We start from the raw sequence: 15,408 nt of genomic DNA, 5'->3' as shown, positions 1-15,408 counted from the left end.
CTCCGGTTTATGGAAAACTACTCCGCCGGCCGGGTCTCGGCCAACGCGCTCTCTTCGTTGAACAGGAAGCCGCCGGACTGCCGTTTCCACAGCCGTGCATAGAGCCCGTCGAGCGCAACCAGTTCGTCATGCGTGCCTTGTTCGACGATGCGGCCCTCGTCGAGCACCACCAGCCGGTCGAGTGCCGCGATGGTCGACAGCCGGTGCGCGATGGCGATGACTGTCTTGCCTTCCATCAGCCTTGCCAGATTCTCCTGGATTGCCGCCTCGATGTCGGAATCGAGCGCCGAGGTCGCCTCATCGAGCACCAGGATCGGTGCGTCCTTGAGGAAGACGCGGGCGATCGCCACGCGCTGGCGCTGGCCGCCCGAGAGCTTGACGCCGCGCTCGCCGACAAAGGCTTCATAGCCAGTACGATCGCGACTGTCGCGCAGGCCGAGGATGAACTCCTGCGCCTCGGCCTTCTCCGCTGCCGCGATCACCTCGGCGTCGGTTGCTTCCGACATGCCGAGCTTGATGTTGTCGCGCAAGGAACGGTGGAAAAGTGCCGTATCCTGGCTGACGACGCCGATATTAGCGCGCAGCGAATTCTGCGTGACCCTGGAGACGTCCTGCCCGTCAATGGTGATCTTGCCGCTCTCGAGGTCGTAGAGGCGCAGGATCAGGTTGACCAGCGTCGTCTTGCCTGCGCCGGACGGCCCGACCAGTCCGACCTTTTCACCCGGCCGCACCACGAGGTCGATGCCGTTGAGCACGCCGGACCCCTTGCCGTAATGGAACTCGACGTTTCTGACGTCGATGCGCCCACCGCCAACGAGAAGCTCTTTCGCGTCGGGCGCATCGGTCAGGCCGAGCGGCTTCGAGATCAGCGCCTTCGAGTTTTCCAGCACGCCGAGGTTCCGCAAAATACTGTTGAGCTGCATCATCAGCCGGCCGAGCAGCATGTTCAGCCGCAGCACCAAGGACAGCGTGAAGGCGACGGCGCCGACGGTGATCGAGCCTTCGACCCAGAGATAGACGGCAAAGCAGGCGATCGCCGTGATCATGATCCCCGACAGCATGGTTAGCGCCATGCGCACGCCGGTCAGCCGGCGGGTGAACGGGCGCAGCGCGTCGAGATAGATGTCGAAGCCGTTCCTGATATAGCGGTCGTCGCCATCGGGCGAGAACAGCTTCAGCGTCTGCACGTTCGAATAGGAATCGACGATGCGGCCGGTGATCATCGAGCCGGCTTCGGCGGTGGCCTCGGCATGCTTGCGGATCGCCGGCAAATAGCGTCTGGCCAGCAGGCCGAAGGCTGAGATCCAGATCACCACCAGCACCGCCAGCCTGAGATCGAGCCCGGCGACCAGCGCCAGCGTCGTCACCGTATAGACGACCATGAACCAGACGACCTCGATGAAGCTTTCCATCAGATCGCCGGTCGCCTGCCCCGCCTGCCAGACCTTGGTCGCGATACGTCCGGCAAAATCGTTCTGGAAGAAGGCGTAGGACTGGCGCGACACATGGCGATGCGCCTGCCAGCGCACCAGATTATAGAAACCCGGCGTGATCGTCTGCTCGTCGACCAGCGCCGACAGGCCGACGACGATGGTGCGGATGACCAGCACCACGGCGATCATGAAGACAAGTTCGGGGCCGGCGGCAGTCCACAAGGCATGCCAGCTACGTTCGCCAGGAAGCTGGTCGAGGATGTCGACCAGCCGCCCGACGAAGTAGAACAGTCCGGCCTCGACCAACGGCGCGATGCCGCCGATCACCAGCATGGCGAAGAAAGCGATCTTCGCCTGCCCGACATAGTGCCAGAGGAAACCCCTGACGCCGGCAGGTGGCCGAAGGTCCGCGGGCTCCCGGAACGGATAGACCCAGTTCTCGAACCAGCGGTAGATGGCAGTCATCATTCGGCGGCTTCACCCTTGGCGAGTGCATCGTTGGCGGCTGCATCGTTGGCAGAGGGGCCGTCGTCGAGCAGGAAGCCGCCCGACTGGCGCTGCCAGAGCTGGGCGTAGAGCCCGCCGCTGGCAACGAGTTCCTCATGCGAACCTTCTTCGATGACGCGGCCCTTGTCCATGACGACGAGCCGGTCCATGGCGGCGATCGTCGACAGCCGGTGCGCGATGGCGATGACGGTCTTGCCTTGCATCAGTTTGTAGAGGTTCTCCTGGATGGCCGCCTCGGCCTCGGAATCGAGCGCGGACGTCGCCTCGTCGAGAATGAGGATCGGCGCGTCCTTCAGCATAACGCGGGCAATGGCAATGCGTTGCCGCTGGCCGCCGGACAATTTGACGCCGCGATCGCCGACATGCGCGTCGAAATTCTTGCGGCCACCGGCGTCCGAAAGCCCTGATATGAAATCAAGCGCTTCGGCGCGGCGTGCCGCCTCGACCAGCATCTCGTCACTGGCGTCCGGCCGGCCATAGAGGATGTTCTCGCGCACCGAACGATGCAGCAGCGAGGTGTCCTGCGTGACCATGCCGATCTGGGCGCGCAGCGAGTCCTGCGTCACCGCCGCGATGTCCTGGCCGTCGATCAGGATCTTGCCGCTTTCAAGGTCGTAGAAGCGCAACAGAAGATTGACCAGCGTCGACTTGCCGGCACCCGAACGGCCGACGATGCCGACCTTCTCGCCCGGCTTCACCGTCAGCGACAGGCTTTCGATCACGCCCTTCTGCTTGCCGTAGTGGAAGCGGATGTCCTCAAAACGGATCTCGCCCTTGGTCACGGCAATATCCTTGGCCCCAGGCCTGTCTTCGACGAGGCGGGGCAGCGAGATCGAGCTGATGCCGTCTTGCACCGTGCCGATATTCTCGAACAGCGTGGACATCTCCCACATGATCCATTGCGACATGCCCCACAGCCGAAGCACGAGGCCGATGACTAGGGCGACGGCGCCGATCGTCACGGCCTGGCCGAGCCACAGCCACAGCGAGATCGCCGTGACCGAAAACAACAGCAGCGAATTCAGGATGTAGAGCAGGCCGTAGAGCTGCGTCACCAGCCGCATCGACCGATAGACGGTATCGAGAAAGCCGGCCATGCCTTCCCGGGCGAAGGACGCTTCGCGCCGCGCATGCGAGAACAGCTTGACCGTCTGGATGTTGGAGTAGCTGTCGACGACACGGCCGGTCATGGTCGAGCGCGCATTGGCCTGCTCCTCACCGACCTTGCCCAGCCGCGGGATAAAATAGCGCAAGAGCAGGACATAGCCGGCAAGCCAGACGGCAAGCGGCGCCGCCAGCCGCCAGTCTGCCGAGCCGACGATGAACAGCATGCCGAGAAAATAGACGACGATATAATTGAGCACGTCGATGAGCTTGATGACGCATTCGCGCACCGCGAGCGCAGTCTGCATCAGCTTGGTCGCGATGCGTCCGGCGAACTCGTCCTGATAGAAGCTCATCGACTGCTTGAGCAGATAGCGATGCACCTGCCAGCGGATACGCATCGGATAGTTGCCCATCAGCGTCTGCTGGTTGAGGAGCGAATGGAACCAGACCGTCGCCGGCAGCGCGAAAACCACGATGAAGGCCATGCCGGCCAGCTTCAAGCCTTCGGTCTGCAGGAACGTCTCGCGATTCTGCGCCGACAGCCAGTCGACAATCCGGCCCATGAAGCCGAACATCCACACCTCAGCCAGCGCGATGGCCGTCACCAGCACCGCATCGAGAGCGATGTAGGGCCACGCGCCGCGCGTATAATGCACGCAGAAGGCGATCAGCGTCCTCGGCGGCTCGACCGGTTCCGCAGCCGGAAACGGATCGAGTCTTTTTTCAAACCAGCTAAACATAGTGATGCTCACAATATTGTTTCCGCTCACGCGGCACGGGAACGGACGACGTGCCCAGACCGCATGGCGTCAAGGACCGGCGATACGGAATCGTCCGCCTCGCCGGTCCTGCTTCGGGCTATATAGGTTGTCGCGGGCCTTTCGCCGACAGTTTCGTTTGACGATGCTGACGACGTTTTGACGATCCGGATTTTCGCGCCGGTTTTTGCACCAGGCCGGATGAGCCTGATGATCCGGCGCACCAGCGACGGCCGGCTATAGTCCGGAACGGCATGCGAGAAATCGACGTCCGGCAGCATGCCGCGATGCGGACGCTGGCGGGTCTCGGCGTGAACCGCCGACGAGTAGGTCTCGCCGATTAAAAGCGCCCAAGTCGCGGTTTTGCGCTCGTGCAGGCTTCTTGAGCCGGGTATTCTACAGGGATCGAACATCGGTCCGTCCTCCAGTTGAAGATGCAGATAGAAGGGTGAACCAACCCGGACCGTGGGCACGCGCCGCGCGGCAAGGGTGATATCGGTCGAAGCACGTTCAGGTGGGGCGTTCAGCCCCTTCGACAGCTTGAAAAACATCGCCGGATTCCTTCGAAGGCCGAAAAAGGTTTCGGCGGGAATCGGTGCGATTGAAGTCTAGAAGTTCAGGAGAATCGTCGTACCGAAACCGCCGTCGGGCTGGTAAGCCCACGAGAGGGGTGGTGGATGTGCATGGCCATCATGAATTACCCCTTCATCGGTTCGGGTTGACAATGCTGGCCGTATAACCGACTTCGCAGAAAATGACCACCCGCCAGTCCAGGAATTTCCAAAACCGCGAGAGCTCTGTGGCTGATCTGCCACTTATTAGAAAGACGCGGAAATGAACGACCGTCTCCGCATTGCGCTCTACCAGCCGGATATCGCCGGCAATACCGGGACTATCCTGCGCTTCGCCGCTTGCCTCGGCCTTGGGGTCGACATCATCGAACCGACCGGCTTCCCGCTCTCCGACCGGGCGCTGAAACGGGCCGGCATGGACTATCTCGAAATGGCGGCGCTGACCCGGCATGTCGACTGGCACGCCTTCGAGGACTGGCGCAAAGGCGAAGCGCGGCGGCTGGTGCTGCTGTCGACCAAAGCCGCGAGCGCCTATACGGATTTCGTCTTCACCGGCGCCGACGTTCTTCTGTTCGGCCGCGAATCCGCAGGCGTTCCGGATCATGTCCACGAGGCGGCGGATGCGCGACTTACCATCCCGATGCAGGGCACCGCGCGCAGCATCAACGTCGCGCTTTCCGTCGCCATGGTGGCCGGCGAGGCGATGCGGCAGCTTGGATAGGATTTGCAGACCGTCGGCGCGCGCGGCGAGTACGGCCGCTTTCTGGTCGACGACTGCGCCCTCGCTTGTCATTCTAACCCAGGCGCACATCGCCTTCTCCTGCGGTTTGCCTATCCAGAATTTCTTCGTTACAAGCTCAACTTAACTTGAGGTCAAGCGGAAAATCGGAGATGGCTGCGGCAACGGAATTAACAGTCGGCCAGGTGGCGATGCGCAGCGGCGTCGCGGTGTCGGCGCTGCATTTCTACGAAGCGCGCGGGCTGATCCGCAGCCACCGTACCGCCGGTAATCAGCGGCGCTACGGCCGCGACGTGCTGAGGCGTGTGGCGATCATAAAGGTGGCGCAGGAGGTCGGCATTTCGTTGGCCGAGATCGGCACAGCACTTCGATCACTGCCTGAAGGCCGAACGCCGACGCGCGAGGACTGGAATCTGCTGTCGACGGCTTGGCGCGACGAACTCGACCAGAAGATTGCCCAGCTCAAGAAGCTGCGCGACGGGCTGACGGACTGCATCGGCTGCGGCTGCATGTCGATTGACAAATGCCCGCTGCGGAACAAGGGCGATCGGCTGAGCACCCGGGGGCCGGGAGCGAGACGGCTGTTGATCGAGCGTTAATCCGCCGCCGGCAGCCGCCTGATGGTGAATTCGATGACGTCGCCCGGCCGCTCGAACCAGCTTTCGATCTCTGTCCAATAGGCCTGCTTGGGAAAACGCTCGAACCACTCTTTCGCCTTGAGGCGCGCGTCGGAGCGCGGCAGCACGAAGGTCTCGCGCAGGAAGCCGTCGCGCGGCATGCGCGCGTTCTCGGCGCGTGAACGGTCGAGCCTCTTCTTCAGGCCATCCAGCGGCGGTCTTGCCGGGGTGCGCACGAAAGAACTCCATTAACACTTGACCCTTGCACCTAAGAGATTAGGGATCGCGGCCGGAAAAGACGAGTCATTTGTCGGGGTACGCCCCGCAACCGGAGACAGGATTTGCAACGACCCGAGATACCGGCGGGGCTGCCAGCCGACATCGAACAGAAGAAGATGAAGGCACGGCTGTGGTTCGAGACGTTGCGCGAGCGCATCTGCGCCAGCTTCGAGCAGATCGAGCAGGACCTGCAGGGGCCGCAGGCCAGCTGGTCGCCCGGTCGCTTCGAAAAGACGCCGTGGCAACGCGATGCCGGCAAGGGCGGCGGCGGCATCATGTCGATGATGCACGGCCGCGTCTTCGAGAAGGTCGGCGTCCACACCTCGACCGTCCATGGCGAGTTCTCGCCCAAATTCAGGAAGCAGATGCCGGGCGCCGAAGAGGACCCGTCCTTCTGGGCGAGCGGCATTTCGCTGATCGCCCATCCGTGGAACCCCAACGTGCCGGCCGTGCATATGAACACGCGCATGGTCGTCACCTCGCGCCAGTGGTTCGGCGGCGGCGCCGACCTGACACCGGTGCTCGACCGCCGCCGCAGCCAGGACGACCCCGACACGATCGCCTTCCACAGGGCGATGCAATTTGCCTGCGAGAAGAACGCGGCGATCGCCGACTACGCGAAATTCAAGGCCTGGTGCGACGAGTACTTCTACCTGCCGCACCGCGACGAGCCACGCGGCACCGGCGGTATCTTCTTCGACTGGCTGCATTCGGGCGAGGACAAAGGCGGCTGGGACGCCGATTTCAACTTCGTCCAGGACGTTGGGCGATCTTTTCTCGTCGTCTACAGACATCTGGTGCGCGCCAACTTCAATGATAACTGGACCGATGGCGACCGTGACGAGCAGCTCATCCGTCGCGGCCGCTATGTCGAATTCAACTTGCTTCACGATCGCGGCACCATCTTCGGGCTGAAGACCGGCGGCAATGTCGCGTCGATCCTGTCCAGCCTGCCGCCTGAGGTGAAATGGCCGTAAAATCTCGGTGAGCGCAACGTGAGCCGCAATCGGGTCCAAATCCCCAGAATTTGACGGCGAATGTGGCGCAACGCGCACCAGAAAATATCTTTTTCGTCTAATATTCTATTGAAAAGATTGGGCTATTTGTCGCGTCGGGCCGGGAAACGCCGGCGGTTCTTACCCCCCGAGAGCTGCGACCCGACGTGACCGGACGGCCCATGATTAAGTGGGGTACCTCTCCCAAGCAGGTGCCCGCATTTTCCAGGAGAGCATGCCATGCGCAAGCTTATTATGACCGCAGCCGCTGCTGCCGTTCTCGCCTCTGGTACCGCCGCATTCGCCGCGGTCAAGCACACCACCGGCACGATCAAAAGCTTTGATGGAACGGCGATGAGCCTAGTTCTGGATAACGGAGCCACCTTTACGTTGCCCCAGACCTTCAAGGATCCTGGCCTGAAGGTCGGCGAAAAGGTCCGCGTCACGTGGGATATGAGCGGCAAGGACAAAATTGCCGAGGCAGTCAAGATCGTGAAGTGATGGCCTGCCCGCTGGAGCAAGACAACGTCTTGCCTCGGAGGTAGCGTAGAGGGCGGAGCAGCGATGCTCCGCCTTTTCGCAAACCCGTACACTAGAACGCCGCTTGTCGGCTTGGACGCGCGGCGCTCTAAGGCAACCAAAACCGTTCGATCGTGTTATGCTTAGCTGGCCAGCGTATAACCCGAATGCCGGAACCCGGTTTCGAGATCATGCGCGAGATCAAAGGTCTGGAGCTTCCGTGTCAGTGCGCTGCGCGGCGCTCCAAGGAGGAAATGAGGAGAAGCCGATGAAGGAATTCCATTGCGGGTCGCTCGTACCCGGCTGCGAGTGGCACACACGCGCCGAGGAGGAGGCAGAGGTCATGCGTCGTGCCGTCGAGCATCTGCGCGAGACGCATGGCGAGACGGTGATCCGCGAGACGATGATCGAGGCGATCCGCTCGCGCATCGAAAAGGTCCGCGACGCAGCGTGATGGTTAGGATTGGAGTGCCTCTGCGGCGCGCTTGAGCAGCGCGCCGCGATCAAGCGCAAAACCGGACTCGACCCATTCCTTTTCAAGATTCTTCAACGTTGCACCAAGCTTCGGCCCCGGTGAGGCGCCAAGTGTCGTCAGATCGGCGCCCTTGATCGGAAAAACAGGGCTTTGCCATTTTGCGGCGAAGGCAAGCAGGCGCGAGAAGCCGCCGGCTTCGAGCAGTGCGTCATTGTCTTCGACCGCGCGGGCTCGAGCGGAAGCGAGCGACAGCCGCAACCGATCGACAAAGCCTTGGCGGTCGCCAGAATAGAGCTTTTTCGCCAACTCTCCTTCGGTTGTTTTCGGATCGATGGCAGCTGTCATCGCCCAGTACCGCAGGCGGCTTGCCTCGCTCACGGAAAGCCTCAATCTCTCGGCAAGCGTTTTCATGCGCGCGGCATCCGGCGGCACGATGGCTTCCAGCCTGAGCAGCGGGTCCGGCGCCCAGGCCAGATCCTTCTCGGTCTTGGTCAGCCCGTGGATGGCATCAATGCCCCATTTCTCGCTTTCCGGCAAAACGCCGGTCAGAACGCCGGCCTGGCGCATCCACAGCAGCGCCCGCGACGGATCTGGCGCTGACAGCAATTTCTTCAACTCCCACCAGACGCGCTCGACCGAGAGCTGGTCGAGCCCCTGCTTCAGCCGGGCGCAAGCCTTCAACCCTTCGGCATCCGGCCTGCCGTCCCCATACCAGGCGAAAAAGCGGAAGAAACGCAGGATGCGCAGATAATCCTCGCGGATGCGCGCTTCCGGATCGCCGATGAAGCGCAGCCGCCGCGCTTCGATATCGGCGATACCGCCGACCAGATCGACGACAGTTCCGTCAGCTTCGGCGTAGAGTGCATTGATGGTGAAATCGCGCCGCTCCGCGTCGGCTTTCCAGTCGCGGCCGAACGACACTTTGGCGCGGCGGCCGTCGGTTTCGATATCGGCACGAAGCGTGGTGATTTCATAGGCCTTGCCGTGGGCGACCGCGGTGACGGTGCCATGCTCGATGCCGGTCGGCACCGTCTTGAAGCCTGCCGCCTCGGCGCGCCGGATGGTTTCCTCGGGCACTGTGGTGGTGGCGATGTCGATGTCGGCAACCGGCTGTCCGATAAGCGCATTGCGCACGGCACCGCCGGCGACACGCGCCTCCTCGCCACCGTCGGTCAGCGCGGCGAGGAGGCGCTGCAAGTGGCTTTCGTCGAGCCAGCCGGCCTTGCCCGCGATCGACACCGGATCGCTCACGAATAGAGCCTTTCATAAAGCGTTCGGATGATGCCCGCAGTAACGCCCCAGATGCGCTGGCCGCCATAGGGCATCTCGTAAAAGAACCATTCGAGGTCGTTCCACATGCGGCTGTCCCTGGTGTGGTTGGCGGGGTCCATCAGAAAGCCCAGCGGCACCTCGAAGACGGCATCGACTTCGTCGGAATTCAGCGTCAGGCTGAAACCGGGCCGCACAATCCCGAGCACCGGGGCGATGCGATAGCCGCTGCCGGAGACGTAGTCCGGCATGCGGCCGAGGATCTCGATATGATCCCCATCGAGACCGATCTCCTCGAACGTCTCGCGCAATGCCGCCGCTTCCGGGCTCACATCGGTTGGATCGATGGTTCCGCCGGGGAAAGCCACCTGCCCCGAATGGTTGCGCAGCTTTTCCGCCCGCCGGGTCAAAAGGACCGTGGCCTCGTGGCCATGGTCGACCACCGGGATCAGCACGGCGGCATCGCGCAGCGCCTTGGCCAGTTTCAGCCTGGGATGACCCGGATTGAAGCGGTGGTCGCCAAAATCGTCACCGGCATGCGCCTGCGGCTGCGCCACGACGCGCTGGCGAAACTCGGCGGCGGAAAATGGCACCGGCGTCACCTGATCCATCATAGGCGGTCCATCATGCGCTCAGCCGTTTCAGTTTCTCAGCCGGCATGATCGGATAGACCTCGCCTTTGGAACGGACGGCAAACATCGTCTTGCCGCCGATGTCGATCTCTTCGCCGTGCTCGACCAGCTCGTACATCACTGGCCGCGCCACCAGCGCTTCCAGCCGCCCGCGCACCAGCACATAGGGCTTCAGGCCACCTGTCTCGTCCTCGTCGACGAATCGCAGCGGATGCTCCGCCCCAGCCTCGACCACATCGCCGACATTGGTACGAAAGGTGATGATTTGCCCGTCGCCGGCGCCCGACACATCCATCTCGACGGCGATGAAGGGCGCGTCGGCGACGCGGATGCCGACCTTTTCCACCGGCGTCACCAGATAGGTCTTGCCGTCGTCGTCCTTGCGCAGCACCGAGGAGAAAAGCTGCACCAGCGGCATCCGGCCGATCGGCGTTCCCAGATAGAACCAGGTGCCGTCCTGCTTGATCTCCATGTCGAGATCGCCGCAAAATGCCGGATTCCAGCGTTCCACCGGCGCCGGCCCCTTGCCGGCGCGCGTCGCGCGCGAGACCAGCGCCTCTAGCCCACGCGCCTCGGTCGCGGCCGTCAGGCTCTCTTCACGATGCTCGGCGGCTTCTGTCATGGTCACGAAATAGTCACTGTTGTTCCGCTTGTCAGCCTAAGTCTGTGATTTAAGTTCTTTGCAGGCGCCATGCGAGGCCGAATCGCGGCATTCTGCGGCCCCCAAGGTGCCAAGCGGTATTTCCAACCAGAAGGATCGATGCTGCATGAGCGTTATGATCAAGGAAAGCCCGATCAGCGAAAAGGACATGGTGGCGCAGGCCGAGAAGGCGCTGGCTGACATTTCGAGGGTCCGCGACGGCGTCGGCCGGGTCATCTTCGGCCAGGAAAGCGTCGTCGAGCGCACGCTCGTCGCATTGCTGGCAGGCGGCCATGCACTGCTGGTCGGGGTGCCCGGCCTTGCCAAGACCAAGCTGGTCGAAACGCTGGGCATCGTGCTCGGCCTCGATTCGCGCCGCATCCAGTTCACGCCCGACCTGATGCCATCCGACATTCTCGGCTCAGAGGTGATGGAGCAGGATGAATTCGGCAAGCGTTCGTTCCGCTTCATTTCCGGACCGATCTTCGCGCAACTGCTGATGGCCGACGAGATCAACCGCGCCTCGCCGCGCACCCAGTCGGCGCTGCTGCAGTCGATGCAGGAATACCACGTCACCATTGCCGGCGTGCGCCATGACCTGCCGGCGCCGTTCCATGTTCTGGCGACGCAGAACCCGCTGGAGCAGGAGGGCACCTATCCGCTGCCCGAGGCTCAGCTCGACCGCTTCCTGATGCAGGTCGACATCCTTTACCCCGAGATCGAGGCGGAGCGCCGCATCCTGCTGGAAACCACCGGCATCGAGGATGCCAAGGCCGAAAACGTGCTGCAGCCGACGCGGCTGAAGGACATCCAGACGCTCATCCGCCGCATGCCGGTGCCTGAAAGCGTCGTCGAGGCGATCCTCAAGCTGGTGCGCTCGGCGCGTCCCGGCCAGGGCAACGCCGATACCGACAAGCACGTCGCCTGGGGCCCGGGCCCGCGCGCCAGTCAGGCGCTGACGCTGTGCGCCCGCGCCCGCGCCCTCTATGACGGCCGGCTGGCGCCGTCGGTCGACGATGTCCGCGCACTGGCCGAGCCGGTGCTGCAGCACCGCATGGCGCTGACCTTCGCCGCCCGCGCCGAGGGCACCACGGTACGCGACGTCGTGGCGAAGCTCGCGAAAGGGATTTGATGGCGCGCATCGGTGAAGCGCAGGCACCGACAGCGACGCGCGATGCGCTCGCCAGAGGCCGGTTGCGGGCTTCCCTGGTGCCGGACCTGCTGGTCGAGGCGCGCCGCATCGTCAACACGGTGATTGCCGGCTGGCATGGCCGTCGCAAGCGCGGCATCGGCGAGAATTTTTGGCAGTTCCGGCCCTATGTCGAAGGCGATTCCTCGCGCATCGACTGGCGCCGCTCGGCGCGCGACGACCACACCTATGTCCGCGACCGCGAATGGGAGGCCGCCCATACGGTGTGGCTGTGGGCCGACCCCTCGCCTTCCATGCTCTACAAATCGACCGGAGCCAGCGTTTCCAAGGAGTCGCGCGCTCTGGTGCTGGCGCTGGCCATGGCCGAGCTTTTGTCGCGCAGCGGCGAGCGCATTGCCTGGCCGGGCCTGACCGACCCGTTCACCGCCCGCAATGGCGCCGAGCGCATCGCGGCGCAACTGATGCACGCCGCCGACCTGCCGGCAAAGCCCGACCTGTCCGGCATCCGCCGCTTCTGCGACATCGTCATCGTCAGCGATTTCCTCGACCCGGTTGAGGACACCATAGTCTGGCTGGACGTGCTCGCCCGCCACGGCGTGCGCGCCCATCTGATCGAGGTCGCCGATCCGGCCGAGGAAAGCTTCCCCTATGCGGGGCGCACCGAATTCACCGATCCTGAGACCGGCGACAAGCTGACCGCCGGCCGCGCCGAAATGCTGGGCGAAGAATATCGCCTGCTTTATGCCGCCCGCCGCCAGGAACTGGCCGCGTGGTGCAAACGGCTTGGCTGGAGCTTTACCGTCAATCATACCGACCGCCTTGCCTCCGAGGCGCTGGTGCGCATCCACATGGCGATGACCGCCGAGGGCGCCTTTGCCGGGAGGGCTCGCGCATGAGTTGGCTGCCGCTCTCCTTCGGGGCGCCGATGGTGCTGTGGGGCCTGCTGGCGCTGCCGGTGATCTGGTGGCTTCTGCGGCTGACCCCGCCCAGGCCGCAAACCGAGGTGTTTCCGCCGCTCAGGATTCTCGCCCGCGTGCTGAGGCGCGAAGAAACGCCGCAGCAGAGCCCGTGGTGGCTGACGTTGCTCAGGCTGCTGATGGCCGCGCTTATCGTGGCAGCACTTGCCGAGCCCGTCTTCAACCCGCGCGAAAAGCTGCCGGCCGAGGGCGCTGCCCTGGCGCTGGTGATCGACAATGACTGGGCAAGTGCCGCCGACTGGGGTAAGCGCGTCGCCACCGCCGAGCGGCTGATCGCCGATGCCAATTCGAACGGTGTGCCGGTGCTCATCGCTTTCACCGCCGAGAAGCCGAATGCCGAGATCGGTCCCTTCGATGCCGCTGCCGCGCTCAACCGGCTGCGCGCGGCAAAGCCGCGCCCGATCCCGACCGACCGCCCCGCCGTCTATGCCCGCGTCGCATCAGCCCTGGAGTCGCTGCCGGGCACCAGCGTTGCCGTGCTCGCCGATGGCCTGGCGGCGCAAGGCGACGAAGCCGCCTTCAACACGCTGTTGTCGAAGAACGCAGCACGCGTCGTCTGGGCCGTCTCCGACCGACTGTCGCTGACCGGCCTGACCGGCGCCGATAACCAGGTCGACGGCTTCGCCCTGACCGCCATCCGCGCACCGGGCGATCCGGCACCTGCACAGGTGACGGCCGGCGCCTTCGACGACAAGGGCCTCCGCATCGCCGACGCGACGCTGACCTTTGCCCCGGGCATAACCACCGCCACCGCCACGATGGCGGTGCCGTTCGAACTCCGCAACGACTTCGCCTACATCGCGCTCGATGGCGAACGCCAGGCCGGTGCCGTCCGCGTGCTCGATGAGAGCTCGAAACGCCGCCGCGTCGGGCTGCTGTCGCAGGCCGAGGCCGACCAGGCGCAACCGCTGCTGTCGCCGCTCTACTACATCCGCCGCGCCCTGCAGCCCTTCGCCGATCTCGTCGAGCCGTCCAGCGTCGATCTCGCCGATGCCATCCCGCAACTGCTCGATCAGAAACCGGCGATGATCGTCATGGCCGATGTCGGCACCATTCCGGAACAGGCCCGGGAAAGGCTGGTCGACTGGGTCGACAAGGGCGGCACGCTGGTGCGTTTTGCCGGTTCGCGGCTCGCCGCTGCCGGCAATGACGACGACCTGCTGCCGGTCCGGCTCCGCACAGGCGAGCGCTCGCTGGGCGGCGCGCTGTCATGGACGGCGCCGCAGCCGGTCACCGAATTCCCGAAAACCGGCCCCTTCGCCGACCTCGCGCCGCCCACCGAGGTCACCGTCACCAGGCAGGTGCTGGCCGAACCGACGCCCGATATCGTCGAGCGCACCTGGGCCACCCTTGCCGACGGTACGCCGCTGGTGACCGGGATGAAGAAGGACAAGGGTACGCTCGTGCTGTTCCACGTCACCCCCGAGGCGACATGGTCCAACCTGCCGATCTCCGGCAGCTTCGTCGAGATGCTGCGGCGCATCGTGCAACTGTCGCGCAACCAGGGAGCGGCGGTCGCCAATGCCGAAGCCGCCGCCACGTCGCTGGCACCTTATCGCATGATCGCCGCCGACGGCACGCTGGTGCCGCCGACGCCGGACGCCAGGCCGCTGGTGCCCGGCGCCGGCCCGCTGCCGGTGACGCTGGAAAACCCGCCCGGCCTCTACGGCTCCGAGACGGGGGTATTCGCTCACAATCTGCTCGGTGGCGACAGCGCATTCACGCCGCTGGCCCGGCCTGAGATCACCGTGCCGGTCACCACCGTCCAGTATGCCTTCGACGAGCAGCGCAACCTCAAAGGTCCGCTTGTCACGGCCACCCTGGTGCTGATGGTGCTCGACACGCTTGCCGTATTCTGGATGGGCGGCCTGTTGTCGCGCCGCCCGCGCCGTCCCGGTGCTGCGGCGACGGCAGCCGTCCTGCTGATTGCGCTCGGCGCCTTGATTGGCCACGCGGACGTCGCGCGTGCCGACGACGCCAAACCGGGAGATACGGAGGCGATCGGGGACATTTCAAAGACCCGGATCGCCTATGTGCTGACCGGCGAGCCGGGTGTCGACTCGATCAGCCGCGCCGGGCTCGAAGGCCTGACCCGCTTTCTCATCGAAAAAACCGCGCTCGAACCCGGAGCACCGGCCGGCGTCGACATCTCGAAGGACGAACTGTCCTTCTACCCGCTGATCTACTGGCCGATCGATCCCGCCGCCCCGATGCCGAGCGAGGCCGCCATCGCCCGTATCGACGCCTATATGCAGCAGGGCGGAACGGTCTTGTTCGACACCCGCGACCAGTTCGCCAACGGCATTGGTGCGGATTCGACCAGCCCCGCAACGGAGCGGCTGCGCGACATCCTCGGCAACCTCAACGTGCCACCGCTGGAACCGGTGCCTTCGGACCACGTGCTGACCAAATCCTTCTACATCCTTCCAGAGTTTCCCGGCCGCTTTGCCGGCAGCCCGCTTTGGGTCGAGGCATCGCTCGAAGCCAGCAACACCGAGCACCGCCCGGTGCGCACCGGCGACGGCGTTTCCCCGATCATGATCACCGCCAATGATTTCGCCGGCGCCTGGGCGGTCGACGAGAATGGCGACCCGCTATTGCCGACCGTGCCGTCGGATCCGATGCAGCGCATCTATGCGCTGCGCGCCGGCGTCAACATCATGATGTACATGCTGACCGGCAACTACAAATCCGACCAGGTGCACGTCCCGGTGCTGCTCGAACGGCTGGGGCAATAGA

General features: G+C 64.2%; 15 protein-coding genes. 8 read left to right on the top strand and 7 right to left on the bottom strand.

Features of this window, described 5'->3' with window-relative positions:
* Nucleotides 1-17: 17 nt before the first annotated feature.
* The 3 genes from NKH63_RS24915 to NKH63_RS24905 are packed head-to-tail and all read right to left on the bottom strand — an operon-like array spanning nucleotide 18 to nucleotide 4,356.
* The gene (locus NKH63_RS24915; protein WP_352482083.1) at nucleotides 18-1,901 is read right to left on the bottom strand and encodes an ABC transporter ATP-binding protein; all 1,884 of its coding nucleotides are present in this window, start codon (nucleotides 1,899-1,901) and stop codon (nucleotides 18-20) included.
* A complete protein-coding gene (locus NKH63_RS24910) occupies nucleotides 1,898-3,787 on the bottom strand; it encodes an ABC transporter ATP-binding protein (RefSeq protein ID WP_352482081.1) in 1,890 nt (629 codons plus the stop codon). The genes NKH63_RS24915 and NKH63_RS24910 overlap by 4 nt, the downstream gene beginning before the upstream one ends.
* A 26-nt stretch (nucleotides 3,788-3,813) precedes the next feature.
* The gene (locus NKH63_RS24905; protein ID WP_352482080.1) at nucleotides 3,814-4,356 is read right to left on the bottom strand and encodes a hypothetical protein; all 543 of its coding nucleotides are present in this window, start codon (nucleotides 4,354-4,356) and stop codon (nucleotides 3,814-3,816) included.
* A gap of 283 nt (nucleotides 4,357-4,639) precedes the next feature.
* Between NKH63_RS24905 and NKH63_RS24900 the strand changes: the two genes are divergently transcribed.
* Both NKH63_RS24900 and soxR read left to right on the top strand, forming a co-directional pair.
* Nucleotides 4,640-5,098 carry a tRNA (cytidine(34)-2'-O)-methyltransferase gene (locus NKH63_RS24900; RefSeq protein ID WP_023719212.1) on the top strand — a complete coding sequence of 153 codons (459 nt, stop codon included), beginning with the start codon at nucleotides 4,640-4,642 and terminating at the stop codon, nucleotides 5,096-5,098.
* 170 nt (nucleotides 5,099-5,268) lie between these two features.
* Nucleotides 5,269-5,715: a redox-sensitive transcriptional activator SoxR gene (gene soxR, locus NKH63_RS24895; RefSeq protein ID WP_023719213.1), complete on the top strand. Its 447-nt coding sequence runs from the start codon at nucleotides 5,269-5,271 to the stop codon at nucleotides 5,713-5,715.
* On the opposite strand, the gene NKH63_RS24890 is transcribed toward soxR, so the two are convergent.
* Complete coding sequence (locus NKH63_RS24890; protein ID WP_023679487.1) at nucleotides 5,712-5,969, bottom strand: hypothetical protein; 258 nt, start codon at nucleotides 5,967-5,969, stop codon at nucleotides 5,712-5,714. The two genes, soxR and NKH63_RS24890, sit on opposite strands and share 4 nt — an antisense overlap.
* Nucleotides 5,970-6,074: 105 nt before the next feature.
* On the opposite strand from NKH63_RS24890, the gene hemF reads away from it, so the two are divergent.
* The 3 genes from hemF (at nucleotide 6,075) to NKH63_RS24875 (ending at nucleotide 7,980) form a co-directional block, all read left to right on the top strand.
* Nucleotides 6,075-6,989: an oxygen-dependent coproporphyrinogen oxidase gene (gene hemF / locus NKH63_RS24885; RefSeq protein WP_352919009.1), complete on the top strand. Its 915-nt coding sequence runs from the start codon at nucleotides 6,075-6,077 to the stop codon at nucleotides 6,987-6,989.
* 258 nt (nucleotides 6,990-7,247) lie between these two features.
* Nucleotides 7,248-7,508 carry a DUF1344 domain-containing protein gene (locus NKH63_RS24880; protein WP_023679489.1) on the top strand — a complete coding sequence of 87 codons (261 nt, stop codon included), beginning with the start codon at nucleotides 7,248-7,250 and terminating at the stop codon, nucleotides 7,506-7,508.
* Nucleotides 7,509-7,794: 286 nt separating this feature from the next.
* Nucleotides 7,795-7,980: a DUF1059 domain-containing protein gene (locus NKH63_RS24875; protein WP_023679490.1), complete on the top strand. Its 186-nt coding sequence runs from the start codon at nucleotides 7,795-7,797 to the stop codon at nucleotides 7,978-7,980.
* A gap of 3 nt (nucleotides 7,981-7,983) precedes the next feature.
* Here NKH63_RS24875 and NKH63_RS24870 read toward each other — a convergent pair whose 3' ends face one another.
* The 3 genes from NKH63_RS24870 to NKH63_RS24860 are packed head-to-tail and all read right to left on the bottom strand — an operon-like array spanning nucleotide 7,984 to nucleotide 10,524.
* On the bottom strand, nucleotides 7,984-9,252 hold the full coding sequence (locus NKH63_RS24870; protein WP_352482077.1) for a CCA tRNA nucleotidyltransferase: 1,269 nt from the start codon (nucleotides 9,250-9,252) through the stop codon (nucleotides 7,984-7,986).
* Nucleotides 9,249-9,881, bottom strand: a complete 633-nt coding sequence (locus NKH63_RS24865) for a CoA pyrophosphatase (RefSeq protein ID WP_023719217.1) — start codon at nucleotides 9,879-9,881, stop codon at nucleotides 9,249-9,251. The genes NKH63_RS24870 and NKH63_RS24865 overlap by 4 nt, the downstream gene beginning before the upstream one ends.
* Before the next feature lie 13 nt (nucleotides 9,882-9,894).
* Nucleotides 9,895-10,524, bottom strand: a complete 630-nt coding sequence (locus NKH63_RS24860) for a DUF1285 domain-containing protein (protein ID WP_023719218.1) — start codon at nucleotides 10,522-10,524, stop codon at nucleotides 9,895-9,897.
* A 145-nt stretch (nucleotides 10,525-10,669) separates the two neighbouring features.
* Between NKH63_RS24860 and NKH63_RS24855 the strand changes: the two genes are divergently transcribed.
* Genes NKH63_RS24855 through NKH63_RS24845 form a run of 3 tightly spaced genes read left to right on the top strand, consistent with a single transcriptional unit; the run spans nucleotide 10,670 to nucleotide 15,407 of the window.
* On the top strand, nucleotides 10,670-11,674 hold the full coding sequence (locus NKH63_RS24855; RefSeq protein WP_023719219.1) for an AAA family ATPase: 1,005 nt from the start codon (nucleotides 10,670-10,672) through the stop codon (nucleotides 11,672-11,674).
* A complete protein-coding gene (locus NKH63_RS24850; RefSeq protein ID WP_352482076.1) occupies nucleotides 11,674-12,588 on the top strand; it encodes a DUF58 domain-containing protein in 915 nt (304 codons plus the stop codon). Before NKH63_RS24855 ends, NKH63_RS24850 begins: the two co-directional genes overlap by 1 nt.
* Nucleotides 12,585-15,407: a DUF4159 domain-containing protein gene (locus NKH63_RS24845; protein WP_352482075.1), complete on the top strand. Its 2,823-nt coding sequence runs from the start codon at nucleotides 12,585-12,587 to the stop codon at nucleotides 15,405-15,407. Before NKH63_RS24850 ends, NKH63_RS24845 begins: the two co-directional genes overlap by 4 nt.
* Nucleotide 15,408 lies beyond the last annotated feature (1 nt).

It is taken from the genome of Mesorhizobium sp. M0960, assembly GCF_040319055.1.
Lineage (GTDB): Bacteria > Pseudomonadota > Alphaproteobacteria > Rhizobiales > Rhizobiaceae > Mesorhizobium.
Note: the sequence above shows the minus strand (reverse complement) of the source record. Positions and strands in the feature narration are given on the sequence as shown.